Source organism: Rhodoflexus caldus, assembly GCF_021206925.1.
Lineage (GTDB): Bacteria > Bacteroidota > Bacteroidia > Cytophagales > Thermoflexibacteraceae > Rhodoflexus > Rhodoflexus caldus.
Genome location: NZ_JAJPRF010000017.1, coordinates 1 through 24,576 on the forward strand (window position 1 = coordinate 1; position 24,576 = coordinate 24,576).

At 46.4% G+C, this 24,576-nt stretch carries 18 protein-coding genes; 12 read left to right on the forward strand and 6 right to left on the reverse strand.

The annotated features are described in order from the left end of the window. Positions 1 to 404: 404 nt before the first annotated feature. Positions 405 to 1,637 carry an S-adenosylmethionine:tRNA ribosyltransferase-isomerase gene (locus NDK19_RS14495; protein WP_250632622.1) on the forward strand — a complete coding sequence of 411 codons (1,233 nt, stop codon included), beginning with the start codon at positions 405 to 407 and terminating at the stop codon, positions 1,635 to 1,637. Positions 1,638 to 1,666: 29 nt separating this feature from the next. Here the strand turns inward: NDK19_RS14495 and NDK19_RS14500 are convergent, their stop codons facing one another. Together NDK19_RS14500 and NDK19_RS14505 are read right to left on the reverse strand one after the other, a co-directional pair. Further along, on the reverse strand, positions 1,667 to 2,875 hold the full coding sequence (locus NDK19_RS14500) for an NAD(P)-dependent oxidoreductase (RefSeq protein WP_250632623.1): 1,209 nt from the start codon (positions 2,873 to 2,875) through the stop codon (positions 1,667 to 1,669). Positions 2,876 to 2,969: 94 nt separating this feature from the next. Beyond that, positions 2,970 to 3,503, reverse strand: coding sequence for an RNA methyltransferase (locus tag NDK19_RS14505; RefSeq protein WP_250632624.1), 534 nt, complete (start codon positions 3,501 to 3,503; stop codon positions 2,970 to 2,972). Positions 3,504 to 3,639: 136 nt separating this feature from the next. Between NDK19_RS14505 and NDK19_RS14510 the strand changes: the two genes are divergently transcribed. Further along, positions 3,640 to 4,056: a (deoxy)nucleoside triphosphate pyrophosphohydrolase gene (locus tag NDK19_RS14510; RefSeq protein WP_250632625.1), complete on the forward strand. Its 417-nt coding sequence runs from the start codon at positions 3,640 to 3,642 to the stop codon at positions 4,054 to 4,056. A gap of 54 nt (positions 4,057 to 4,110) precedes the next feature. Beyond that, a complete protein-coding gene (gene alaS, locus NDK19_RS14515; RefSeq protein WP_250632674.1) occupies positions 4,111 to 6,774 on the forward strand; it encodes an alanine--tRNA ligase in 2,664 nt (887 codons plus the stop codon). 172 nt (positions 6,775 to 6,946) lie between these two features. Here the strand turns inward: alaS and NDK19_RS14520 are convergent, their stop codons facing one another. The 3 genes from NDK19_RS14520 to sufC all read right to left on the reverse strand — a co-directional run bounded on the left by NDK19_RS14520 (position 6,947) and on the right by sufC (position 10,370). Continuing rightward, entirely contained in the window at positions 6,947 to 8,173 is a 1,227-nt protein-coding gene (locus tag NDK19_RS14520) for a PAS domain-containing protein (protein WP_250632626.1), read from the reverse strand. A 93-nt stretch (positions 8,174 to 8,266) separates the two neighbouring features. After that, the gene (sufD, locus tag NDK19_RS14525; protein ID WP_250632627.1) at positions 8,267 to 9,571 is read right to left on the reverse strand and encodes a Fe-S cluster assembly protein SufD; all 1,305 of its coding nucleotides are present in this window, start codon (positions 9,569 to 9,571) and stop codon (positions 8,267 to 8,269) included. A 37-nt stretch (positions 9,572 to 9,608) separates the two neighbouring features. Continuing rightward, positions 9,609 to 10,370: a Fe-S cluster assembly ATPase SufC gene (sufC, locus tag NDK19_RS14530; protein ID WP_250632628.1), complete on the reverse strand. Its 762-nt coding sequence runs from the start codon at positions 10,368 to 10,370 to the stop codon at positions 9,609 to 9,611. A 198-nt stretch (positions 10,371 to 10,568) separates the two neighbouring features. Here sufC and NDK19_RS14535 point away from each other — a divergent pair, with 198 nt between their 5' ends. The 9 genes from NDK19_RS14535 (at position 10,569) to NDK19_RS14575 (ending at position 22,924) form a co-directional block, all read left to right on the forward strand. Then, positions 10,569 to 12,617, forward strand: coding sequence for an OmpA family protein (locus NDK19_RS14535; RefSeq protein WP_250632629.1), 2,049 nt, complete (start codon positions 10,569 to 10,571; stop codon positions 12,615 to 12,617). Positions 12,618 to 12,740: 123 nt separating this feature from the next. Further along, entirely contained in the window at positions 12,741 to 15,242 is a 2,502-nt protein-coding gene (gene lon, locus NDK19_RS14540) for an endopeptidase La (protein ID WP_250632630.1), read from the forward strand. A gap of 88 nt (positions 15,243 to 15,330) precedes the next feature. Then, positions 15,331 to 17,445, forward strand: a complete 2,115-nt coding sequence (locus tag NDK19_RS14545; RefSeq protein WP_250632631.1) for a peptidylprolyl isomerase — start codon at positions 15,331 to 15,333, stop codon at positions 17,443 to 17,445. Between the two features lie 162 nt (positions 17,446 to 17,607). Next, positions 17,608 to 18,714, forward strand: coding sequence for a chorismate mutase (locus NDK19_RS14550; RefSeq protein ID WP_394801687.1), 1,107 nt, complete (start codon positions 17,608 to 17,610; stop codon positions 18,712 to 18,714). Positions 18,715 to 18,846: 132 nt separating this feature from the next. Further along, positions 18,847 to 19,500 carry a hypothetical protein gene (locus NDK19_RS14555; protein ID WP_250632632.1) on the forward strand — a complete coding sequence of 218 codons (654 nt, stop codon included), beginning with the start codon at positions 18,847 to 18,849 and terminating at the stop codon, positions 19,498 to 19,500. A gap of 89 nt (positions 19,501 to 19,589) precedes the next feature. After that, on the forward strand, positions 19,590 to 19,901 hold the full coding sequence (locus NDK19_RS14560; protein ID WP_250632633.1) for an ArsR/SmtB family transcription factor: 312 nt from the start codon (positions 19,590 to 19,592) through the stop codon (positions 19,899 to 19,901). Positions 19,902 to 19,993: 92 nt separating this feature from the next. After that, positions 19,994 to 21,388, forward strand: coding sequence for an MBL fold metallo-hydrolase (locus NDK19_RS14565; RefSeq protein ID WP_250632634.1), 1,395 nt, complete (start codon positions 19,994 to 19,996; stop codon positions 21,386 to 21,388). A 120-nt stretch (positions 21,389 to 21,508) separates the two neighbouring features. After that, the gene (locus tag NDK19_RS14570) at positions 21,509 to 22,723 is read left to right on the forward strand and encodes an NAD(P)/FAD-dependent oxidoreductase (RefSeq protein ID WP_250632635.1); all 1,215 of its coding nucleotides are present in this window, start codon (positions 21,509 to 21,511) and stop codon (positions 22,721 to 22,723) included. A 9-nt stretch (positions 22,724 to 22,732) separates the two neighbouring features. Then, positions 22,733 to 22,924, forward strand: coding sequence for a DUF6132 family protein (locus NDK19_RS14575; RefSeq protein ID WP_250632636.1), 192 nt, complete (start codon positions 22,733 to 22,735; stop codon positions 22,922 to 22,924). Between the two features lie 164 nt (positions 22,925 to 23,088). Here NDK19_RS14575 and NDK19_RS14580 read toward each other — a convergent pair whose 3' ends face one another. Further along, positions 23,089 to 24,573 (reverse strand): SpoIIE family protein phosphatase, encoded by a 1,485-nt coding sequence (locus NDK19_RS14580; RefSeq protein WP_250632637.1) that lies wholly within the window; start codon positions 24,571 to 24,573, stop codon positions 23,089 to 23,091. Positions 24,574 to 24,576: the final 3 nt, after the last annotated feature.

The following is a 24,576-nucleotide window of genomic DNA, read 5'->3' on the forward strand; positions in this document are numbered from 1 at the left end:
TTGTCACTTTTAAGATGCGACGTGCAACGTGTGAAAAATACTTGCCATAGTTATATAAATTTGAAAGAATCACCAAGTAAAATTAGGTAATTCACTGATAATCACCAACCAAAAGGTCTAAGGTAGACTGATAAAAGAAGGCAAACTTTAGAATTACAAAATTACCTTTCTTAATCTTGTACAAGAAAGTAGTTAACCTTCACTCTCTCTTATTTGCGGCATGAAAATCAGTTGGTACGAACTGCCAACAAGCGCATTGCCCTCACATACTCGTAAAAAGCAAGTCTATGTTCAGGCTTGCTTTCCGCTTTTTTAGCATCTTAATAAAGAGCATCCTATACTACACACCAAAAAATCCGTGTGCATGAAAACAAGGCAGTAGCGCTTTGCAATATCTTTGCGGCATGAAAAATCAGCCGCTGTTACAACCCGTTCGTCAGGAAGATTTCTGGTACGAACTGCCCGATGAGCGCATTGCCCGTTTCCCGTTAGAAGAGCGCGATGCCTCCAATCTGTTGGTCTATCGCGATGGTGAAATCCGCCACAGTCGTTTTCGCCAAATTGCCAATGAATTGAAAAAAGGGGATACGCTGTTTTTCAATAACACCAAGGTAATTCCTGCCAGAATTTATTTCCAGAAGGAAACAGGGGCACTTATTGAGGTTTTTTTGTTGCATCCCGTGGCTCCTACGTCGGATGTGGCGCTGATGATGCAGCAGACCGAGCGCTGCACATGGGCTTGCGCTGTCGGCAACCTGAAACGCTTGAAAGATGACACCTTGTTGGAGCGTGAGGTGGAGATAGAAGGCAAAACGGTCAAACTGCAAGCCACTTTGCAAAACCGCGAAGTGCAATGGGTTGATTTTCGGTGGAACAGTTCGGATATAAGTTTCGCCGAGCTGCTGACCTACGTGGGCGTAACTCCGCTGCCGCCCTACCTGAAACGCGAAGCGGAAGAAAAAGACAAGCAGGTTTACCAAACCGTTTATGCCAAACAGGAAGGGGCAGTAGCCGCACCAACGGCGGGGTTACATTTTACAGACTACATTTTACAGGAGGCCTTGCCGCAAAAAGGCGTACAAACCGACTATCTGACGCTGCACGTGGCAGGCGGGACGTTTCAGCCCATCAAGCATGAGAACGTGTTAGACCACCCCATGCACTCCGAGCAGATGATTGTCAGCATGGAAAATATTGACCGCCTGTTGGCTGCCGAAGATGTGATAGCCGTCGGCACAACTTCCATGCGCACGTTGGAAAGCCTTTATTGGTACGGCGTACTGCTTGGCGAAAACCCCGATGCCACTTTCCACATTCCCAAACTGATGCCCTATGGCTACGAGCCGGCACAACTGCCTACACGCAAAGCGTCCATTGCTCGCGTAAAGGACTACATGCAGCGCCATCAGTTGAAAAAACTACAAGGCGAAACTGAAATCATGATTATCCCGGGCTATGATTTCAAAGTTTGCGATGCGCTGATTACCAACTTCCACCTGCCCGGCACCACGCTGATTATGCTTGTGGCAGCATTTATTGGCAATGATTGGCAAAAGGTTTATCAGGAAGCGTTGGATAATAATTACCGCTTCCTGAGTTTTGGCGATTCATCGCTGCTGTTTCGCAAGAAAATGTAGCATCGCATTTGCCAAACAGCACCTGCGGTTTACTCTTTCCCTTCTGCGAACGCCTGCAAATAGGCATACCGCTGGGTCAAGTGTCCGCCTTGGGTGATGGTAGCGCGTGCAATTACGCCCTCGTCATCTTTGAACAGGTGAGCCAGAATGCGCTCAATGAAGATACCGCCAAACTCCTCCGAGGCATCGCGGGGCAGTTCGCTGGGCAGGTTATCTATTGCCATGACCGAAACATTGTCGGGATTGCTGTAGGGCGGCTCCAACTGTTCGGTAAAGCGGTTGTAGTCGTACACGGGGTCGCCGATTTTGCTGGGGCGCTTGGTGGAAGGGATAGAGCCGTCGATGTCGCAGGTAATGTCGGCAATGACGCGGATGCGGAAATCATCGCGCTTCATTTCTTCCGCCGTAAACAGTCGGGGGGCTTTCGGATGCCAGTAAGCGGCAGCAATCAACAGGTCGGTATTCCGATAAAAGGGTTCAAAATGCGATTCAAAATGCTCGGGGAAGCTGTAAAATTCTTCGGCAATAAACTTGCGTCCTTTTTTGTGTACGTGGTAGGCAGAGGAACTCAACTGTGTATAAACAGGCATGGAAAACTGTTTTTGGTTGAGATATTCCATCACATCCACGCGCTCAATTTTCATTTCGTCCAGCATTTCCATTGCTCCTTTGGCAACGCGCCCGCTGCCTGTCAGGGCAATTTTGATGGGTGGCAAGGCTAATTTGTGCAGTCCGAAAATCAACTCGTGGCGGTCGAAGCACTGATGCGCAGGTTTCAGATGGAACAGGTTGTACTTTTCGCCGTAAGCCAAAATGCCGTTATAAGCGCCTACCAACCCTGCATAATGCCCGAAAGCAATCAGACGATTACCTTTTTCGTCGGTGAGCGTTTCATAGTCCACCATGGTAATATTTTTCTGCAAAAGTGCTTGCAAAAGCGGACGATTGTATGCCTGTTTTTTTATCGTATGTGAAAAAAAGAAGTACGTTTTATTAGCTATCAGGTTAGCAATCGGCACTTCTTTAATGCCCAGCAATACATCGCAGTGGCTCAAATCTTCGGTGAGCGGCAGCCCTTCGGCGGCGTATTCTTCGTCCGTGTAGCAACGAATGGGGCTGGGCTGTACATATATTTCAACATCCGGATGCAGACGGCGCAACAGGGTGCACTGGCGCGGTGTCAGCGGTACGCGGCGGTCGGGTGGGGTCTTCCCCTCTCTGATGATTCCGATTTTCATGATACCGTGGTTGGTTGATTTGTGATGGGTTGATTTGGCAGTAGAATGATGTAAATGATTCGGTGATGCAATGATTTTGACGGTGTGGGATTGCTCAGTTTGCCTGATGGTGCACAAAGTAATGCCACAAAACAATGCCTGTTGTTACGGCAATATTAAATGAATGTTTGGTGCCGAACTGTGGAATTTCCAGCGCAAAGTCTGCCATGCCAACGGCTGCATCGCTTACGCCGCTTGCTTCATTGCCAAAAATAAAAGCATAATTAGCTTCCGATTGTGGAGCAAATTCATGCAGCATGATTTTTTCGTCGGTTTGTTCTACAACGGCCAGTTGAAAACCTTCGCTTTTCAGATGTGCCAAGCAGACTTCCGTATCTGCAAAGTGTTCCCATGCAACGCTTTCCTGCGCGCCGAGTGCTGTTTTGTGAATATCGCGGTTGGGCGGAGTGGCCGTAATGCCGCACAAATAGAGCTTGTAAATCCCAAAAGCATCTGCCGTTCGGAACACCGAGCCCACATTGAGCGCACTGCGCACATTGTCCAGCACAACAGCTACGCGGCGATTCGCAAATTGACCATAGGCGGCGGCATCTATCCGCCCCAATTCTTCCATGCTGAGTTTGCGCATTTTTTTGACTTTTTTTGAATGCAGATATCGGCAGACTGCACAGATACAAGCAGATAAAGCATCTGTGAGTATCCGTTTGTCCGCATTCCCCAATTAAACGGCGCAAAGTTAGGGCAATAATGCCGACATTTGCCTCATGTCTGCTGTCTTATACGTAACCTGTGCCATCATCGTAGCCAACGGGCGCGTGCTGGCCGCGCGTCGTGCGCTTAACCGTTCGCAGGGTGGCTTGTGGGAATTCCCCGGCGGTAAAATTCACGAAGGAGAATCCGCCGAGGAGTGCATTCGTCGCGAAATTGCAGAAGAACTTGGCGCAACTGTTTGCATCATTGACCGCCTGCCCGATAATGTGCATCATTACGCCGATAAATCCGTTTGTTTGATTCCGTTTGTCTGCAAACCTGCCAATAATACAGACTTTCAGGCGATTGAACATGCGGAAATTCGCTGGTGTACCGATGAGGAGTTGCACGCATTGGACTGGTGCGCCGCCGATATAACCGTATTGCAACAGTACATGGCTTGGAAAATTACAGACAAAAAATCGGATTAACCTTTATCTTTGCCCGTTCAAATGTCTATGGACATATTTCCACCTATTAAAATGATGACTTCCAACGAAATACGCCGGCAATTCTTAGACTTTTTCACCAAAAAATGCGGCCATGCCTACGTGCACTCTGCACCAATGGTACTGAAAAATGACCCTACCCTGATGTTTTCCAACTCAGGTATGGTGCAGTTCAAAGATTATTTTTTGGGCAATCGCATTGCCGAACATAAGCGCGTAGCCAATTCACAAAAATGCTTGCGTGTTTCGGGCAAGCACAACGACCTGGAAGACGTGGGGCTGGATACCTATCACCACACCATGTTTGAGATGCTGGGCAACTGGTCGTTTGGCGATTATTTCAAAAAAGAAGCCATTCAGTGGGCGTGGGAACTGCTGACCGAAGTTTATCGCTTGCCAAAAGACAGACTGTATGTTACCGTTTTTGGCGGCGATGAAAAAGAAGGCCTCAGCCGCGATGACGAAGCCCGCGAACTCTGGAAACAACACATTGACGAAAACCGCATTTTGTACGGCAACAAAAAAGACAACTTTTGGGAAATGGGCGACCAAGGGCCTTGCGGGCCTTGCTCCGAAATCCACATAGACTTGCGCCCCGACGAGGAACGCGCACAGATTTCAGGTTACGATTTGGTAAACAACGACCACCCGCAGGTAATTGAAATCTGGAATCTGGTATTTATGCAGTTCAATCGCAAAGCAGACGGCAGCCTCGAGCCGCTTCCCGACAAGCACGTGGATACAGGCATGGGCTTCGAGCGTCTGGTGCGCGCCATTCAGAACAAAGTTTCCAACTACGATACCGATATCTTCCAGCCGATTATCCGCCAATTGGAGGAGGAATCCGGCAAAAATTATCATCAGGCCGAGCGGGAAAACAGCAAAGTTGCGGTTGCCATGCGCGTGGTTGCTGACCACCTGCGCGCGGTTGTCTTTGCCATTGCCGATGGACAGTTGCCCTCTAACAACAAGGCTGGTTATGTTATCCGCCGCATTTTGCGCCGTGCCGTGCGCTACGGGTACACGTTTTTGGGATTCCGTCAGCCGTTTATGTGCCGCCTTGTGCCACTCATGGCAGAGCAATTTGCAGGTATTTTCCCCGAAGTAAAAGCACAGTTAGATTTTATCGTCAATGTTGTGCGTGAAGAAGAAGCCGCTTTCCTGCGCACATTAGAAAACGGCTTGCGCATGTTGGATGACATCATCGCGCAGTCTGTTGCCACTAAACTCATTGACGGCAAAGTAGCATTTGAATTGTACGATACCTACGGTTTCCCGCTGGATTTGACGGCACTGATTGCACGCGAAAACGGCTTGCTGATAGATGAGGCAGGTTTTGACAAAGCCATGCAGGAGCAAAAAGACCGTTCGCGCAATGCTGCCGCTTCCGAAAAAGGCGATTGGGTCATTCTGGAATCTTCTGACGAGCCTACGGAATTTGTGGGCTACGAAGCCGATGAGGCCGAAGCCCGTTTGCTCCGTTACCGCCAAATAACCGACAAAAAAGGTACACAATACCAGATTGTATTAGACCGTACCCCATTCTATGCCGAAAGCGGCGGACAGGTTGGAGATACAGGTATTTTGGTAGTGCAGGGCGAAAACCCGCGCAAAATCCGCATTGCCGATACCAAAAAAGAAATTGACCAGATTATTCATTTTACTTACGATAACCTGCCTGAAATTTTGGCAGGAGTTAAGGGTGCGCCTGTTGTTACGGCACTGATTGACAACAGCCGCCGTCGCTTAATTGAAAGCAATCACACGGCCACTCACCTGATGCACGCTGCCCTGCGCGAGGTGCTCGGTACGCACGTTGCGCAAAAAGGCTCATTGGTGAACGATGAAGTGCTGCGTTTTGATTTCTCGCATTTTGCTAAAATGACCGAATCGGAAATTGCTCAGGTAGAAAAAATTGTCAATGCAAAAATTCGCGAGAATATTCCGTTGGACGAGCAGCGCAATGTGCCGATTGAAAAGGCCAAAGCAATGGGTGCAATGGCCTTGTTCGGTGAAAAATACGGCGACTTTGTACGGGTGATTACATTTGATAAAAATTTCAGCGTAGAACTTTGCGGAGGTACGCACGTTGCGCAAACAGGTGCTATCGGGCAGTTTAAAATTCTTTCCGAAAGTTCTTCTGCTGCCGGTGTGCGTCGCATTGAGGCCGTTACGGCAGCCAAGGCAGAGCAAATAATCAACGAAGAACTTGCCTTGCTCGATGCCGTGCGTGCGTTGTTAAAAAATCCGAAAGATTTGCTCAAATCCGTAGAAAACCTGCTGGACGAGAAGCAAGCCTTACAAAAAGAAATCGAACGCCTGCAAAATGAAGCGTTGCAAGGCATCAAACAGCAGTTGCGTACACAAATTGCCGATAAAAATGGCGTTCAGTTCCTTGCCGCACAGGTAGAAGTGCCCAAGCCTGATGCCCTCAAAACACTGGCGTTCCAACTGAAACAGGAAACAGAATCGCTGTTTGCGGTGCTTACGGCAGCCATTGACGGCAAAGCACATATTGCGGTGATGATTGCCGATGAGTTGGTAAAAGAGCGCAACTGGAATGCCTCCCAAATCGTGAAAGATCTTGCCAAGTTGGTAGAAGGGGGGGGGGGCGGTCAGCCTTTCTTTGCCACAGCCGCAGGTAAAAATACGGCACAACTGAAAGCCGTGCTTTCGGCTGCCGAACAGATTTTGGCGTAAGTACTTTATCGCGCTGCAACTGCTTATTTGCAAGCAGACGAATACTGTATTGATTCAGGACACAAGCGTGCAAGCGTCTTGTGTCCTTGTGTTTTTTGTGATAAAATCCAAGGCGGCGGCTCGCTTACACACAAATATTTTCTGCTAACCGCTCGCGCTTATGTGCACATATTCAGAGTTTGACATTGGCGCTGCGTTGCGCCCGTTCGCGGCTGATGAGTTCGTGGGAGTTGCGCATGAGTGTGTTATTCATTTGTCGGATGACCTCGTCCATCGCCTTGGCCTCTTCCTGCAACTTCGCGATAATTATCTTTGCATCTTCGCCCATTTGGAAAAGAGCGGTCAGTCCAAGAATGCGTGCCAGCGGGCCGCGCAGTTCATGCGAGGTCAGAAAAGCATATTCGGAGAGGTCTTTCAGCAGTGCTGCCTGATGCTGCTCCAATTGCTTTCTTTCCGAAATTTCATAGTTGATGGAAAGGTATTTGTAAATTTTCCCCTCGGGCGAAAATACCGGATTGATAACCGTTTTCACCCAATAAATGCTCCCGTCTTTGGCGCGGTTGCAGATTTCTCCCCGCCAACTTTTCCCTTGGCTGATGGTTTCCCAGAGTTGTTGCCAGTAGGTCGGCGGGTGTACGCCCGAATTCAGCAGATTGTGGTTTTTGCCGAGCAGTTCTTCGCGGCTGTATTTGCAGACTTCGCAAAACTTGTCATTGACGGTTTCAATGTTGCCTGCTAAGTCCGTAACACTCAACAAAGTTGAGTTGAGCAAGGCATTTTCTAAATTGATGCGCTCCTGTTCAGCAAGGATGTGTTGATTGACATTCTGCGCAACAACAATGCGGCAAGGAGTATTTTGATAGATGGAACTGTGCGAAAATATATTCACGTAGAAAGTTTCGCCCGACTTGCGTTTATGCAGCCAAATGCCACTATTGCTGTAGTCGGCCGCAGGTTTTTGCAACTTAGCGGATAGCTTATGATGTTCACTTTCAGGGCGTAAATCGTACAGGTTGAGTTGGCAAAACTCCTCGGGCGTATAGCCGTATTCGGTACAGGCGGCGTGGTTGGCAATCAAAATTTGACGGGTATCCGTTCTGTAAATCCACATCGGGTGCGGATGGTTTTCAAACAATCGCCTGAAATCTTCGGTTACGGCAAGCAGTCGGTTGGTGTGTTTGCGTATGAGAAAATACAGTAGCACGCTTGTCAGCAATACATAAAAGTAACCCTTGTATTGGCTGATGTGTTCAAGTGTAGCCCTATCGGCATTGGTGTAAGATATGATTGAAAACAGCAGTCGGTCGCTCAGCGTAATCCATACAAGGCCAAGTATCCCGTAAATAACGGGAATGGTAATATTATTGCCTGTGTTTTGCTTTACGTGGTTGATTGGCATTTTCCGTTTTGATAAGGCCAACAGTAGCGTTTAAGTAACGAAAAAAGCCTGTGAATATTGGCATCCACAGGCTTTTAATTGATGACAAAATTTTTAAATGTCCATTTTTAGCCGCGCGGCAATAATTTTTTCAACATGCCTGCGAACGCTTTCTACTTGGATGCGCTCCAACACGTCTTCGGCAAAAGCGAACATGAGCAGGGCTCGGGCGTTTTCTTCGTTGATACCACGGGCGCGCAGGTAGAACAAAGGCTCTTCGTCTAATGCGCCCACCGTGCAGCCGTGCGAACATTTTACGTCATCCGCCCAAATTTCCAATTGCGGTTTGGTATCCACATTGGCATTGGGCGAAAGCAAAATGTTTTTGTTTGATTGGAACGCATTGGTTTTTTGTGCATCCTGACGGACAAATATTTTGCCGTTGAATACTGCCTGTGATTTGCCGTCCAGCAAACCTTTGTAGAGTTCGTTGCTGTGCGAATGTGGTTGGCGGTGGTCGGCTACGGTGTGGTTATCTACGACCGTGTTGCCGTCCAGCACATACAAACCGTTCATGAAGGCTTCGCAATTTTGCCCGTCAATGGCAATGTGCAAGTTGTTGCGCACAATTTCGCCACTGAGCGAAACGGTTGTGTTGGCATAGTGGCTGTCTTGCAACTGCCAAGTTTGCGTAAAGCCAATATGAGAAGAAGTGTTTGCTTCGTTCTGAATTTTATAGTGGTCAAAACGGGCATTGCCGCCTACAAACACCTCTGTTACCATGTTGGTCAGGCTGTGGTTGGCCTGTTCGGTGCTGTTGTAATGCTCTACAACGGTCAGTTGGGCGCTTGTGCCTACTACAAACAAGTTGCGGGTTTGTACCAACACGTCGCCGGCTTCTGCCGAGGCGATGTAGTGCAAAATAACAGGGGCTTCCACCGTTTTGTTGTTCGGCACGTAAATAAAAGCGCCTTCTGCATCGGCAGCCGTGTTGAGCGCAGCAAAAATATGGTGCTCGTCGTTGGCATACTTGCCGAAGTACTTGCCGAACTCGGCGGCGTATTTGCTCTTGGCTTCGCGCAGGTTGCTGATTTTCAGGTCTGATTCGGGCGAAACTACACGAGAAAGTGCGGGCATATAAACGCCATTTACAAACACCAACACATTGGCGTTTTGCTCGTCGTAAGCCTCAACGAAAGGTTTGGCAATTGCAGCAGCCGTATCGCTTGCGTTACCATTGGCAAACGTATAGGCGCGTGAAGCAATGTTTTTCAGATTGAGATATTTCCACTCTTCGTTTTTCGTAGTGGGAATATCCAACGAGCGAAAAACTTCGGCGGCGTGCTTTTGTATATCGGATTGCGGCGGTTTGGATTCCAAATAAGCCAATGCCAGCGATTTTAAATCGGTTTTTTCCATTCCTCAAACGGACATTTTAAGGGTTTACGGTAGCTGATTAGGCGTTTTCGGCTTCTACTTCTGCCTTAATCCAGTCGTAGCCTTTTTCTTCCAACTCAAGCGCCAACTCTTTGGTGCCCGAACGCACGATGCGCCCTTTGTAGAGTACGTGCACGTAATCGGGAACAATATAGTCCAGCAGGCGCTGATAGTGCGTGATAACCAGAATGCCGTTGTCTTTGTTGCGCAGCGTATTTACGCCGTTGGCAACAATGCGCAGCGCGTCAATGTCCAGTCCTGAATCGGTTTCGTCCAGAATGGCCAGTTTTGGCTCCAGTACTGCCATTTGGAAAATTTCGTTGCGCTTCTTCTCACCACCCGAAAAGCCTTCATTCAGCGAACGGTTCAGCAGCGCTTGGTCCATGTTTACGAGTTTCATTTTCTCTTTAATCAGTTTGAGAAAATGAACGGCATCCAAAGGTTCTTCGCCGCGGTATTTGCGCACCGAATTAACGGCAGCTTTTAAAAAGTTGGTATTGCTTACGCCGGGAATTTCTACCGGATATTGGAAAGCCAGAAACAGCCCTTCGCCGGCGCGCTCTTCGGGGGCAAGTTCCAAGAGGTTTTTACCGTTGAATTCTACTTCGCCGCCTGTTACTTCGTAGTCTTCGCGACCTGCCAGCACGGATGCCAAGGTGCTCTTGCCCGAACCGTTAGGCCCCATGATAGCGTGCACTTCGCCGGGTTTGATTTCCAGATTAATTCCTTTTAATATTTGCTTATCGCCAATGGCCGCCTGCAAATTTCTGATAGATAGCATATCTTTAAGCCGATTAATTACGTTTAATAAAAGCGAACGGGTCTGCAAAGTTCTTAATTATTTAGAATAGTTTTAAACAAACTGTCGGATTTTTTGCAGCATCTCCCCGATATTTACCCCGCCTTTGCAACGCAACTGATGCTTTAATCGTCAGTTTTATATGTGTATTACATCTTTTCCGATTTAAATTCAACTGCTATGGTAATAAAGTATGGCTTTGTTGTTTTATTGGGCGTGCTTTTTTGCATAAGTATGTCTGCAAATGCGCAGGAAGATAAAAAAGACAAAAGACGCAATGAGCGACGCAAAGACCCTAAGGAAACTACGCTGAAAGGGCAGGAATTTAGTTTGGAAGATACCGCTTTCTTTTATGACGAAAACGAAATCAGTTTTCGGAATATCAACAAGGTTCCATTTTATTACAACGAGCGGCAGATAAATCTGATTAACAAGTACCAAAAAGAAAAACAGTGGGACAATTTGTTCAGAAGCCTGTTGAGTTATACCTCGCGCTTCGGAATAGGCAATTTCATTGATCCTTCGGGCATGGATATGGTGTGGCAGTTGGCGCGTGTGTCGGGGCAATTGGGCAAAACCCAGATTATGCGGGAGGCATTTCAACTTATCATTAAACATTACAGAGGAGATTTGAGAAGTGCTTGGCGGCGTTATGACAGCTTGTCGCGCTTTGATAAGCCCCGCTACGTGAGTTTAGACCAATACTACCAAATGTTGGAATTGCGCAAGCACATTGACACATTGCGCCCGCCTCACGGTGTGCTTACGAACATAGGCGATGCTGTCAATTCCAAATTTGAAGACTACGGCGTAACTGTTTCCCGCGACGGTAAAACACTGATTTTCACCTCTAAACGCAATCGCACGCCGGGGACTAACCGCCTGAACCAGACCTATAACGAAGACCTCTACATGACCGAGCGCATCGGCGATGACACTACGCAGTGGCAGGATGCCTTCCCTTTTGCCGATATTAATTCCAATTATAACGAAGGTTCGCCTTGTTTAAGCGCAAAAGGTGATTTTATCATTTTCTCCCGCTGCGAAGCACCGGACGGTAAAGGTAACTGCGACTTATACATCAGCTATCGGGTTGATGGGCGCTATTGGTCAGAGCCCGAAAATTTGGGCATCGTAAACAGTACGGCATGGGACTCGCACCCCAGCCTGTCTGTTACGGAGGACACGCTGTTTTTCTCTTCCGACCGCGCAGGCGGTTTTGGCGGAGCCGATTTGTATTTTTCCGTGCGCGAACCCGGTGGCCGATGGGGAGAGGCCAAAAATCTCGGCCCGGTGATTAATACACAGAAAAACGAAGTCAGCCCATTTATTCATCATAAGTATAATGTGCTTTATTTCAGTTCCGACGGGCAGTTGGTCAATTACGGCGATTTTGACATATTTAAAAGCTACAATATTCGCGGCAGATGGACAGAGCCGAAAAACCTCGGCCCTTTGGTAAACAGCAAAGGCCGAGAGTTTTACTTTGCCATAGATGAACAGTCGGACAAGCTGTTTTTTGCCAAAGCCGAAGAAGATAACCCGCGCAATTTGGATATTTATTCCTATCCCATGCCGATGGAGGCTAAACCAAATGCCGTTGTTCGCTTTACGGGGAAAGTCCGCGAAATAACCACCGGTGAAATTTTTAAAGGTATTGTATCCATCATAGACCTGAGCGATGGGGTAGAAGTTATGCCGCGCTATCTGTCCGACGACGGGGTATTTGAGTTCGAGCTCATTAACAACAAGCGCTACATGCTCATTGTGCAAGGCGAAAATTTCTTTCGCTTAGAGGAAGTATTTCTTCTGCAAGGCGATACAGAAAAGAACGTAGCGGTAAAAAGCATCCAAAATGTTCGGTTTGAATCTATTGAATTTGCAGAAGGCAGTGCGCAGATTCTGCCGACTATGGAAAACGACCTTCACCTGATAATCAACTTCTTGGTTGATTATCCTGAATTTCAATTGAAAATATCGGGACATACCGACAGTTCCGGCGATGCTGCCAGCAATTTGAAACTGTCGCAGCGCAGAGCAGATGCCATCAAAAAATACTTGGTTAATTACGGACAAATCAATCCCGAACGTATTCAGGCTGTCGGCTATGGCAGCAGCCGACCCATTATCTCCCCCGAAAAAACACCGGAGCACAAGAAAATCAACCGCCGAGTCGAGTTTAAAATCCACAAGGGTGGCGAATTGGCAGAAGACGACAGCAACAAGTAAGTCGGCACAGGGCTTGCAACATTACTCCTTACCTTTGTAAAAAAGGGATTCCGCCGTATTGTCTGCATCAAGTATGATGTAAAAATGACAATTTGGCATCTTTATCATTATTTGACGGCAACTATGTCACACTATTCTTTTAACGATATTCTATCAATAGCCATGTCGGAAGACGAGGCAGAAGATTTTATTCCGCTGATGAAGGGCACAGAGCAATCCATGGAAGAAAACAGCGATTTTCCGGCCGAATTGCCCATATTACCTGTGCGCAATTCGGTGCTATTCCCCGGGGTTATTATGCCTGTTACGGTCAGTCGCCAGAAAGCTATTAAGTTGGTGCGCAAAGCCTACAAAGGCGACCGTATCATAGGAGTAGTTACCCAAAAAAATAATAATGCCGACGACCCCGGATTAGACGACATCTACACCGTAGGTACTGTGGCGCGCATCATGAAACTGATTGCCTTGCCCGATGGTCATACTACTATCATCATTCAGGGGCGGCGCAAGTTTCATTTGGATGTCATTCTGCGCGAGCACCCGTATCTGACCGCTCAGGTTACTTATCTGACCGACGAAATGCCGGACGAGCGCAAAAAGGATACAAAAGCGTTGGTGCAGTCATTAAAAGAGGCCGCCCACAAAATCATGCGCCTGAATCCTGAAATTCCGCAGGATGCTGAAATTGCCATCAACAACATAGAGAGCACCGACTTCCTGATTCACTTTCTTTCTGCCAACATCAATGCAGAAGTGAAAGACAAACAGGAATTGCTGGAATATAACTCGGTGAAGGAGCGCGGTACAAAGTTGCTGGCACATATGCTCAAAGAGATAGAGCTGCTGCAAATCAAACAGGAAATTCACTCCAAAGCCCACTCCGATTTAGACCAGCAACAGCGCGATTATTTCCTCCGCCAGCAAATCAAAGTTTTGCAGGATGAACTCGGTGTGGACGGACACGAGCAGGAAATAGAGCGTCTTCGCCTTCGCGGTGCTCAGAAAAACTGGCCGGAGGCTGTCGCCAAACACTTTAATAAAGAATTAGACAAAGCCCTGCGCCTGAACCCTCAATCACCCGAATTCCCCATTGCCATCAGCTATGCGGAATTTATGGTGGACTTGCCTTGGAACGAGTTTTCCGAAGATACATTTGACCTGAAAAAAGCACAGGCCATCTTAGATGAAGACCACTACGGGCTGGCAAAGGCCAAACAGCGCATCATTGAATACTTGGCCGTTCTGAAACTGAAAGGCGGCAATATGCGCGGCCCTATTTTGTGTTTCTACGGCCCTCCCGGCGTAGGCAAAACCTCGCTTGGGCGCTCCATTGCCAAAGCATTGGGCAGAAAATACATCCGCATGTCGCTTGGCGGCCTGCGCGACGAGGCCGAAATTCGCGGGCATCGCAAAACCTATATAGGTGCAATGCCCGGCCGCATTTTGCAAAGCATCAAAAAGGCAGGCACAGCCAATCCGGTGTTTATTCTGGATGAAATTGACAAGGTAGGCAACGACTTCCGCGGCGACCCTGCATCGGCCTTACTGGAAGTACTTGACCCCGAGCAAAACAGCACCTTTTTAGACAACTATTTGGAGGTAGAATACGACCTTTCAAAGGTGATGTTTATTGCAACCGCTAACTCGCTGGATACCATTCATCCTGCGCTGCGCGACCGCATGGAAATCATAGAAATTACAGGTTACACACAAGAAGAAAAGGTGCAAATTGCCAAACAACACCTGTTGCCCAAACTTCGCAAAGACCATGGCCTCAAAGCCAAAGATTTCAGCATAGACGATAAAACCCTGCTGAAAATAGTGGAAGAATATACCCGCGAATCGGGCGTGCGCAATTTGGAACAAAAACTCGGTGCAGTAGTGCGCCATGTAGCCAAGTGGGTGGCCATGGAAGAGCCTTATCAGAAGCGGATTAAACCCTCTGATGTGGAGGCAATTTTGGGTGCTCCCATTTTTGACCGCGAAATGTATCAAAACAACAATTTCGCAGGCGTTGTAACAGGTTTGGCATGGACACAAGCGGGCGGCGAAATCTTGTTTGTGGAAGCAAGCCTCAACAAAGGCAAAGGAGCGCTTACCTTGTCAGGGCAGTTGGGCGACGTAATGAAGGAGTCTGCCATTACGGCACTTTCCTATCTGAAAGCGCATGCCGATGAGCTTGGTATAGACCACCGCATTTTTAATAATTACGACCTTCATATCCACGTTCCGGCAGGCGCCGTACCCAAAGACGGTCCCTCGGCAGGTATTACCATGCTGACCGCATTGGCTTCCCTCTACACACAGCGAAAAGTAAAAGACCGCTTGGCAATGACCGGCGAAATCACGCTGCGCGGGAAAGTATTGCCCGTGGGCGGTATCAAAGAAAAGCTGCTGGCTGCCCGACGTGCAGGTATCAACGAAATCGTACTGTCTGCCCGCAACCGCAAAGATGTGGAAGAGATAGACACACAATACCTCCACGATTTGACCATCCACTATGTAGAAACCATAGATGAGGTGCTCCAAAAGGCACTGCTGCCCGAAAAAGTAGCCAAACCCATGCATTTTGAGGTGGAAACCACACCGCAGGTAACTACCAACGGACAGACTGCGGGGGCGTAGGTAACAAAAAAGAATGTTAAAAAGTTAAGTTGAGTATTGGTAAGGACTAAACACCGCGCTAAATTCGCGGTTCAAAAAATTGTGATAAATGGCAATCATTACACGAATTAGGCAACTTTCTACTGCGGTTATCGCGGTTATTTTCATTGCGCTGGGGCTTTTCATTGTTGGCGGAGACTTGTTATCTCCCAACTCTTCCATTATGAACATGTTCAATAGTAAGGAAGTAGCCCGTATCAATGGTGTAAGTATCTCACCTCAGGAATTTAGCGAACAACTGAACATCAGCCGAGCAAACTTGGCCAGTCGTTTGGGGCGCAGCGTTACCGAAGCTGAATCGGACTTCCTGCGCTATGAGGCTTTCAATGAGTTGATTTACAAATATGCCATGGTGCCTCAGATGGAAAAATTAGGCCTGATGGTAACGCCTGAAGAGGTAGTTGATATGGTTCAGGGCAACAATATCCATCCTGAGTTGCAAGAAGCGTTCAGAAATCCGCAAACAGGCGAGATTGACAGAAACCAGATTATCACCTTTTTGAACAATTTGGCTTCTTTGCCGGCAGAACAACGTGCACAGTTTGAAGCGTTCGAGCGCTCACTGGCTCCTGCACGTCTCAGACAAAAGTATTCTCACCTGATGTTGTATTCAACTTTTGCCACCAAGCAAGAAGCCCAAACATACTATCACGACATCAACAATCGCCGTACAATCAAATTTTTGTACGTGCCTTTTACTTCCATCCCGGACTCTGCCATCAAATACACAGAAAGCGACTTGCAGGCTTTCCTGAACGCCAATCAGTCTAAATATAAGCGCAAGGAAAACCGTGCGATAGAGTATGTAACCTTCCCGTTCAAGCCTTCATCCAAAGATACGGCGGCAATCAAAGCACAGGTGATGCGCTTGAAAGAAGAAATGGCTGCACTACCTGAGTCCGATTTGGAAGTATTTGTTACCAACAATTCCGATTTCGGAAACTCTTACCGCGACTTCAAACCCGCAGACATTCCCGAAGAAATTCCGGCTGACAGCCTTAAAGTGGGTGCTGTGGTTGGCCCATACCTGAAAAATGGTTTCTATGTGGTATATCGCATCGTGAAATCAGGTCAGGATTCAGTGAGCTCTGCAAAGGCAAGCCATATCCTGTTCCGCTTCGGCGATGATAAAAATAAGGCCAAAGAGGAAGCCGAAAAGATTTTGGCACAACTGAAAAGCGGTGCAGACTTTGCTTTCATGGCCAACATGTACAGCCAAGACCCGGGCAGCCAATCACGCGGCGGTAACTTGGGCTGGTTTACCGAGAAGCAAATGGTAGAACCTTTTGAGAAAGCCGTAATGAATGCTACCAAAACAGGTCTGATTCCTAACTTGGTTGAAACAGAATACGGCTATCACATCATCAATGTTACAGGTTTGAAAACCCGTACAAAATATACCATTGCAGCCATTGCAAAAGAACTGTTGCCAAGCGAGGCTACCAAAAATGAGGCCTTTATGAAAGCAGGTGAATTTGCAAAAGCTAAAACCGCGAAAGAATACACCGAAAAAGTAATTGCTGCCAAAGATTTGATTAGCATTCAGGCACTTACCATTCCGGAAGATGCGCGCAGCATCAATAACCTAACAAGCCCTAAAGTAAAAGAAATTGTACGTTGGGCTTATGCCGATGAGCGCAACATCGGCGACGTTTCCGAAGTGTTTGAGTTAGAAGACCAATATTTGGTAGCCATGCTCCGCGGTGGTTCAGAAGAAGGTGATGCCAGAGTAGAAGACGTACGCGAGCAATTAATTACCGACTATCGCAAAGAGAAAAAAGCGGAAATGATTCGCGAGAAACTCTCTAAATTGAAAGGCAACACTCTGGAAGAACTTGCGAAAGGTTACGGTGCAGGTGCTGAAATTATTGAGCAACCCGACGTAACACCTCTTACATCTGGTATCCGTCAGGCTAACTATGCGCCTAATGTGGTAGGAGCGACTTATGCACTGAAAAAAGGTGAGCGTTCAAAAATCGTGAAAGATGACTATGGCATGTTCATTATTGAGGTTACACAAGTTGATGATGCCAGCGAACTTGCAGACTACGCCACCTACAAGAATCAGATTGAAGAGCGCCGCAGGTTGCAAACCGAAGACAATATCATTAAAGCCATTAAGAAGTTGGCAAAAGTGAAAGATAACACTGCCCGTTATTTTTAATAGCTTTTCAGGCAATTTAAAATTACAGCCCCAACTTTTGGTTGGGGCTTTTTTTTTATCTATCTTAGGCCAATTTTTAATAATTTGGCAAAACTTAGTGTTGAACAATAAAAAAATGTTAGTAAGACAACTTTTTTGCCGCACATTTCTCAATAATTGCATATGAATATTGAACGTTTGGAAAATTGGGGTATGCCTTCAACGGTTGAAACAGACGTAGCGGTGGCATCCCGAAAGAAACCTTTTATTATTGCAGGGCCTTGCAGTGCCGAAACTCCCGAACAGTTGTTGGCTACTTGCAGAGGGCTGGCTAATACCGGCATCAATGCATTGCGTGCAGGTATCTGGAAGCCGCGTACCCGCCCCAACAGCTTTGAAGGAGTAGGAGAAGTAGGTTTGCAGTGGTTTAAAGAAGTTCGCGATGAATTAGGCATACCGATTGCCACAGAGGTAGCCACGGCAGCACATGTTGAGTTAGCATTAAAATATGGTGTAGATATTCTTTGGATAGGTGCGCGCAGTACGGTTAATCCTTTTACCGTACAGGAAATAGCAGATGCTTTGAGAGGAGTGGATATTCCTGTGATAGTAAAAAACCCCCTAAACCCCGATTTGGCACTGTGGATAGGCGGTATGGAGCGCATTGCCAATGCCGGTATTACCAAATTGGCAGCCATGCACAGAGGATTCTCAACCTTTGAGAAAACCAAATACCGCAACATCCCCATGTGGCAAATGGCCATAGAGTTGCGCAGCCAAATGCCTGAACTGCCTATTTTCTTTGACCCCAGCCATACCGGAGGCAAGCGGGAGTTTATTTACCCGCTTTCGCAAAAAGCCCTTGATTTGGACTATGACGGCTTGATGATTGAGTCGCACATAGACCCCGATAACGCATGGAGCGATGCTTCGCAGCAGGTAACGCCGGAGCGGTTTGCCGAAATCCTTAGCGAACTGAAAATCAGGGAAGTAACATCTGACAATACAGAGTTTCAAAGCGTCTTGGAGGAACTACGCAACAAACTGGATTTAATTGACCGTGAAATTGTGGAGCTGCTTGCATCGCGCATGAACATCGTTGAAAAATTAGGGACTTACAAACGCGAAAACAACGTGGCTGTATTTCAGGTGGACAGATGGATTAAAGTATTTCAGTCACGGCCTGAATGGGGCGAAAAGATGGGCTTAAATAAGGATTTTATAGGCCATATTTTCAAACTCATTCACGATGAGTCCATTCGCATTCAGACCGCCAAAATTAGCGACTAATCAACACCGCTTTTTATTGCCTCCGCCGCTCAAAGACAATTTGGGCGGCATTTCTTTTTTATCAATCTTTGCTCCCTGTTTTTACGTATGGCATACATATGGCTATTTGAGTAATCGATTAAATTTTTTGCTATGAAAAAGTTGTTTGGGCTGATTGTGCTTTTCCTTATCACAGGAGCAGGCCTACGTGCGCAGAACTTCTCAAAAGATATGTGGCACGATGGAGAAGTGGATTTGTTTTCCGGCGAAACTATCAGGGGAAAAATCAAGTACGATTTGGACAATAACTCCTTGCAGGTAACTACGGGAGGAACGGTGCGTTCTTTCAGCTCCTATCAAGTGGAATCTTTCCAGATTTTTGACGATTTACAAAAAACGCCACGTTCGTTTTACACCTTGCCTTACAAAAAAGCCGGTAATTATGACAGCCCGGTTTTTTTTGAGTTGTTATACGAAGGAACCAAACTAACTTTGCTTAACCGAGAGGTGTTCATTCAGCGCGCCATCGGTGCGCCTAATCCTTGGGGGTGGGGGTGGTGGGGGCCTCGAATGGGTATGGGTACTACCGTTGTGCAGTTAGACAGCTACTATGTGCTGGATATGGCAAAAGAGCAGGTAATAAAGCCGGGCGACCAACGAACCGACTGGCTGCCACTGATGAAAGACTTCCGCGACGAGATGAGTGAGTTTATGCGGGCTAACAAACTTTCCGTTACCGAGCGGAAAGATGTTTTGAAAATTATGGCTCACTACGACGAACTTGTTAAAACTGCCTCCAACAAATAGTGCAGGGTGAAGGCAAGAAAAAAAACATAAATCATATTGATATATGAAAATATGTTTATATATTTGCACTGTTATTCATTTATACAGCTATGGACATAGAAACGATTGCGTTGCGAATTGATACGGAAAAACTGGAACGGGCTGCTTTTGTGCTGAAGGCTGTGGCGCATCCGGTACGTATTGCAATTATAGATTTATTAGACCAGTGTGGCCGCCTGAATGTGAGCGAGTTGCAAAATAAGTTAGAGATAGAGCAGGCTTTGTTGTCGCACCACCTGACTAACATGCGCGACCGCGGCATTCTCACTGCCGAGCGCGAAGGTAAATGTATTTACTACTCACTGACCGATACAACCATCACCAATATTATCCACTGTATCAACAGTTGCACACGATTTTAATTATCTGAAAAACTGACGTAAGTCATTTTTTATCAGCTTTAATTTTTTGACTTTTACTTTTAGTTGATTCATTTTTTTAAACTATACAAACCATGAAAATCGAGCAATTGTACACAGGTTGTCTGGCTGAGGCAGCCTATTTTATCGAGTCAGCCGGCGAGGCTGCTGTGATTGACCCCATCCGTGAAACTGAGCCTTACATAAAGTTGGCACAGGAACGCGGTGTTAAAATCAAGTACATTTTTGAAACGCATTTCCATGCCGATTTCGTATCCGGCCACTTGGATTTGTCGCACGCCACAGGAGCGCCTATCGTATTCGGCCCTACTGCGAAGGCACAGTTTGACTATATTGAAGCCAAAGACGGTGAAATTTTTGAAATAGGCGATGTTACACTGAAAGTGCTGCATACGCCCGGACATACGCCGGAATCCATGTGTTTGCTGCTCTACGATGAAAACGGTAAGGAACATGCCGTATTCACAGGCGATACACTGTTTGTGGGTGATGTAGGTCGTCCTGACTTGCTGGACGGTGTTATTATCTCCAAAGAAGAGCAGGTAAGCAACCTGTACGATAGCTTGAACAAGAAAATCAAAACTCTGCCTGATGATGTAATTGTATATCCCGGACATGGCCCGGGTTCACTTTGCGGCAAAAGCATCGGCAAAGAAACTCAGTCCACCATTGGCAGAGAGAAAATGTTTAACTACGCGTTGCAACCGATGACGCGTGAAGAATTTACCCAAATTATTCTGGCAGACCAGTTGCCTGCACCTCAATACTTCGTTAAAAATGCCATCATTAACCGAACCGGTTATGAGTCAATTGACGAGGTGTTAGGTCGCAACGTACAGCCGTTGGGTGTTACATCGGTAGAATTAGAAATAGAAACCGGTGCGTTGGTATTAGACACCCGCAACTCCGATGTGTTTGCAATAGGCCATATCCCTAATTCGCTGCAAATAGCGCTGGATGGTTCTTTTGCCGTATGGGTGGGTACACTCATTACCGATATCAAACAACGGATTGTAGTAGTAGCCGACAAAGGCCGTGAGCGCGAAACCATTCTGCGTTTGGCACGCGTAGGCTACGAAAATGTTGCCGGTTATCTGGAAGGTGGTTTTGATGCATGGCGCGAAGCAGATATGCCTGTGGCCACTACCGAAGTGATTACTGCCGAAGAATTAGAGCGAATTTTTGATGCCGCCACTACAAAAATTTTGGACGTGCGCCGCACCAACGAGTACAAAGGCGGTCATTTGCCTAACGCCATCAACATCCCGCTGCGCGACTTAGAAAAGAATCTGCACCAGTTGAATCCGAAGGAACGCTACTTTGTGCATTGCGCCGGAGGTTATCGCTCTATGATTGCGGCTTCTATTCTGGCACGCAATGGCTATAACAAAGTGGTGAATGTGAATGGAGGCATGGAGGCTATTGCAAAAACCCATCTGCCTGTACTCTCAGAAACACAGATGGCATAGACAGTAACTCAAAAACTGAGGCGGTTTTTAAGTGCCGCCTTAGTTTTTTAAAAAAAACATTTTTATATATAAATATATGTTTGTACATTAGCTGCTACACACCAGTAACATATAATCAGTATGAAAGCCAATCTCAAATCACACTATCAGGTATTAATTGCCGGTGGAGGCAATGGAGGAATATCGGTGGCTGCACAGCTATTGCGCAAACAGTCTAATTTGGATATTGCCATTATTGAGCCTTCCGATAAGCACTATTATCAGCCTGCATGGACTCTTGTAGGCGGCGGAGATTTTGATATTAATGATACAGTTCGCAATGAAGCCGATTTTATTCCCAAAAATGCGGCATGGATAAAAGATAAGGTTGCACAATTTGTACCCGACGAAAACAAGGTCATACTGGCCGGTGGCGATGCGGTTACTTACGATTGGTTAGTAGTTTCTATCGGCATACAACTCAATTGGTCTGCTATTAAAGGGTTGGAAGGCAACTTGGGTAAAAATGGCATTACTTCCAATTATCTCTTCAATGTTGCTCCTTACACGTTTGAGTGTATCAAAAACTTTAAAGGCGGGAAAGCAATTTTTACCAATCCGAGTACACCTGTTAAATGCGGAGGCGCGCCTCAAAAAATTATGTACTTGGCTGCCGATTATTTCCGCAAGCATGGTATATTAGATAAGGCCGATATTCATTTTTACTCCGGTGGCGGTGTAATTTTCGGTGTAAAAAAATATGCTGAAACACTTAACAAAGTTATTCAGCGATACGGTATCAAAACGCACTTCAAGCACAATTTGGTAGAGATTCGCGCCGATGAGAAGAAGGCGATTTTTGAAACCGAGCAAGACGGTCAAAAAGTACAAGTAGTTGAAAACTACGAGTTTATACATGTAACTCCGCCACAGTCTGCACCGGATGTAATTCGTACAAGTCCGTTGGCAGTACCCGACTCTCCGGGAGGATGGTTGGATGTGGACAAAGGTACTTTGAGGCACAACCGATACAAAAACGTATTCGGAATTGGCGATAATACAAGCACGCCCAATGCCAAAACAGGTGCCGCCATTCGCAAACAAGCTCCTGTTTTAGTTGAAAATTTATACCGCAGTATTACAGGGCAACAAATGGATGCCATGTACAACGGTTATGGCTCCTGTCCGTTGGTTACAGGCTACGGCAAATTAGTGTTGGCAGAGTTTGACTACAACAACGAGCCTATCGAAACATTTCCCTTTGACCAAGGAGAAGAACGCTGGACAATGTATCAACTCAAAAAGCGCGTATTGCCGTGGCTGTACTGGAATAAAATCCTGAAAGGAACAGCTTAATTTTTTGATATGTTAATCAAGTATAAAAAATGGTTGCTTGCTTCGGCAGGTATTTTGGTAGGTGGCATTGCCGGATGGGCATTCTGGTACTACATCGGTTGTGAAAGCGGCACCTGCCCGATTACTTCCAATCCGTATCGCAGCATGGCATACGGTGCAGTGATGGGTCTGTTACTGTTTTGGCCGGAGCGAAGCGAGTAAAACGCTGCTGTTTTGTAATTGCAAAAAGACCTGATGTCTCTGAAAAGAGGTGTCGGGTCTTTCTTATGTAGGCGTATTTGAAAAATTTTTATGTAGGCCGCTGAAAAACAGTTTTTAAAATCTGATATTTTACCGGTGAATGTCAATTTTGCACGTAAAAACTACTAAATCAGTCGGATACCAATCATCATGATGTCATCAAGTTGTTTTTGCATGGTTTGCTCCTGCCAGTCTTGCAGTTTTTCAATAAAAATATCCTTTTGCTCGGCCATAGGGCGGCTGTGAATTTCAAGTATTAACTCCCTCAGGCGGCGAATACCAAATCGCTTGTTTTTAGGGCCGCCAAACTGGTCTTGATAGCCATCGGAGAAGAGGTAGCACTCCAACGGTTGTTCAAAAGAAAAGTAATGATTGGTAAATGCAGAGGTAGCCATATCATCGCCCCCGATACTGATTAAATCGCCTTTGATATAATGTAATTCACCGTTTTGTACAATGATAATCGGGCTTTTAGCACCTGCAAAAACCAATTGCTTGCGTGCTTTATCTATACGTATCAGCGCAATATCCATCCCGTCTTTATTGAGAGTTTCGCGCTGTTTGAGCACTTTTTGAATAGCCAAGCGCATTTCCGCTAAAATAGCATCGGGCGTAAGAACACCGTGTTCTACAACAGCCTGCTCCAACAAGTTATTGCCAATCATACTCATGAAAGCACCCGGTACGCCGTGCCCTGTGCAATCGGCAGAGGCTATGAATATATACCCGTCTTTTTCCTGCAACCAATAGAAATCACCACTGACAATATCGCGCGGTTGGTATAATACAAAATGCTCGGGTAGTGTTTCAGCCAGTGTTTCATTGAGCGGTAAGATAGCTTGCTGGATTCGCTGCGCATAGCGAATGGAATCGGTAATCATGCGGTTTTTGGTTTCCAGCTCGCTGTTTTGTACAGCAATAAAGTCGCGTTGTGCCAAAATTTCCTCCTGCTGCGAAAGCAGTTCGGCTTGTGCAATTTCAAGGCTTTGATTTTTTTCGTCTAACTGTTGCAGTGTCTTTTTTAATGCCAAACTGTTAATAAAATTGCTTTTTAGGATATAGTAGCGAAAGATAGAGATGGAAAAAGAAACCAAACCCACCACAAAAAAGCCCGGAAACTCACTTGAAACAAAGAAATCGAGTAAGGGCTTGTCGCAAAAAGCAATGAAAAATGTAATGTTGATAAAAATAATGAAAGCGAAATTGACAATAAATATTACAGGGTAAAGAATCGTCATAACTGCCGCAGCAATGAAACAGATGATATTGGACACTAAGTAGGGCACCCAGTCCACACAATTGGGGCGATAGGCTGCCGAAGTAAACAGAGCTACTGCAATTACCTCAAAAACAATCTCGTGCCGAAATTTAAAAATGCGCTGTAACGCAATAGTGGCCAGAATTACGGGAGTAGGAAACAACATCATGAACCACCAAAGCGATTCGTTGTCTTTGGGAATATGCAACTGCGACAAAATACCGGTAGGGTAGAAGAGTGCAGCCACGAGCCCGCCCCAAATCGCATACCAAGTGCCGATGCGTTTATATTCTTTTTGCCATTCGGGTTCAAATTCGCTTAGGTTCAGGTACTTAGGCAGTAGAAATTTCATTGA